We start from the raw sequence: 2,500 nt of genomic DNA on the forward strand, positions 1-2,500 counted from the left end.
TTTAGGATAAGCCCTCGACCGATTAGTATTGGTCAGCTCCATGCATTACTGCACTTCCACCCCCAACCTATCTACCTCGTCGTCTTCAAGGGGTCTTACTAATTGGGAAATCTCATCTTGAGGGGGGCTTCACGCTTAGATGCTTTCAGCGCTTATCCCTTCCGTACATAGCTACCCAGCGGTGCTCCTGGCGGAACAACTGGTACACCAGCGGTACGTCCATCCCGGTCCTCTCGTACTAAGGACAGCTCCTCTCAAATTTCCTACGCCCACGACAGATAGGGACCGAACTGTCTCACGACGTTCTGAACCCAGCTCGCGTACCGCTTTAATGGGCGAACAGCCCAACCCTTGGGACCTACTTCAGCCCCAGGATGCGATGAGCCGACATCGAGGTGCCAAACCTCCCCGTCGATGTGGACTCTTGGGGGAGATAAGCCTGTTATCCCCAGGGTAGCTTTTATCCGTTGAGCGATGGCCCTTCCATGCGGTACCACCGGATCACTAAGCCCGACTTTCGTCCCTGCTCGACTTGTAGGTCTCGCAGTCAAGCTCCCTTCTGCCTTTGCACTCTTCGAATGATTTCCAACCATTCTGAGGGAACCTTGGGGCGCCTCCGTTACTCTTTAGGAGGCGACCGCCCCAGTCAAACTGCCCACCTGACACTGTCCTCGCACCGGATCACGGTACCAAGTTAGAACCTAGATACGATCAGGGTGGTATCCCAAGGATGCCTCCCTTCAAGCTGGCGCTCAAAGTTCAACGGCTCCCACCTATCCTGTACAGATCGTACCCAAATTCAATATCAAGCTGCAGTAAAGCTCCATGGGGTCTTTCCGTCTTGTCGCGGGTAACCTGCATCTTCACAGGTATTAAAATTTCACCGGATCTCTCGTTGAGACAGCGCCCAAGTCGTTACGCCATTCGTGCGGGTCAGAATTTACCTGACAAGGAATTTCGCTACCTTAGGACCGTTATAGTTACGGCCGCCGTTTACTGGGGCTTCGGTTCATAGCTTCGCCCGAAGGCTTACCACTCCCCTTAACCTTCCAGCACCGGGCAGGCGTCAGCCCGTATACTTCGCCTTGCGGCTTCGCACAGACCTGTGTTTTTGCTAAACAGTCGCTTGGGCCTTTTCACTGCGGCCCCCTCGGGCTATTCACCCTACCGAGGCACCCCTTCTCCCGAAGTTACGGGGTCATTTTGCCGAGTTCCTTAACGAGAGTTCTTCCGCGCGCCTTAGAATTCTCTTCTCGCCTACCTGTGTCGGTTTGCGGTACGGGCACCTTCTCCTGGCTAGAGGCTTTTCTTGGCAGTCTGAGATCATGACCTTCGCTACTACAATTTTCGCTCCCCATCACAGCCCAGCCTTACGATGTGCGGATTTGCCTACACACCAGCCTCACTGCTTAGACGGACATCCATCAGTCCGCGTCACTACCCTACTGCGTCACCCCATCGCTCATAACGGATTACGGTGGTACAGGAATTTCGACCTGTTGTCCTTCGACTACGCCTATCGGCCTCGCCTTAGGTCCCGACTTACCCTGAGCGGACGAACCTTCCTCAGGAACCCTTAGGCTTTCGGCGGATCTGATTCTCACAGATCTTTTCGTTACTCATACCGGCATTCTCACTTGAATGCAGTCCAGCGCTCCTTACGGTACACCTTCAACCCGCATTCAACGCTCCCCTACCCCTGATGCAAGCATCAAGCCATAGCTTCGGTGGTGTGTTTAGCCCCGTTACATTTTCGGCGCAGAGTCACTCGACCAGTGAGCTATTACGCACTCTTTCAATGGTGGCTGCTTCTAAGCCAACATCCTGGTTGTCTGTGCAACTCCACATCCTTTCCCACTTAACACACACTTGGGGACCTTAGCTGATGGTCTGGGCTGTTTCCCTTTCGACAATGGATCTTAGCACTCACTGTCTGACTCCCGGAACTAAATCTATGGCATTCGGAGTTTGACTGAGCTTGGTAACCCTTGCGGGCCCCGCACCCAATCAGTGCTCTACCTCCACGATTCTTTTTTCCGAGGCTAGCCCTAAAGCTATTTCGGGGAGAACCAGCTATCTCCGGGTTCGATTGGAATTTCTCCGCTACCCCCACCTCATCCCCGCATTTTTCAACATGCGTGGGTTCGGGCCTCCAGTGCGTGTTACCGCACCTTCACCCTGGACAGGGGTAGATCACCCGGTTTCGGGTCTACGTCCACGTACTCAAGATCGCCCTATTCAGACTCGCTTTCGCTGCGGCTTCAGCTCTTCACCTTAACCTTGCACGGGAACGTAACTCGCCGGTTCATTCTACAAAAGGCACGCCATCACCCATAAATAGGGCTCTGACTTCTTGTAAGCACACGGTTTCAGGATCTATTTCACTCCCCTTCCGGGGTGCTTTTCACCTTTCCCTCACGGTACTGCTTCACTATCGGTCGCCAGGGAGTATTTAGCCTTGGCAGATGGTCCTGCCGGATTCATACGGGGTTTCACGTGC

The 2,500-nt window shown here is 53.9% G+C and carries 1 rRNA gene (cut by a window edge); it reads right to left on the minus strand.

Annotation, left to right across the window (positions count from 1 at the left end):
- Positions 1–2: 2 nt before the first annotated feature.
- Positions 3–2,500: ribosomal RNA gene (locus tag GRP75_RS19445) — 23S ribosomal RNA — on the minus strand (it continues 429 nt past the right edge of the window).

Origin of the sequence: Paenibacillus sp. OT2-17 (assembly GCF_009827695.1) — a bacterium.
GTDB classification, from domain to species: Bacteria; Bacillota; Bacilli; order Paenibacillales; family Paenibacillaceae; genus Paenibacillus; species Paenibacillus polymyxa_B.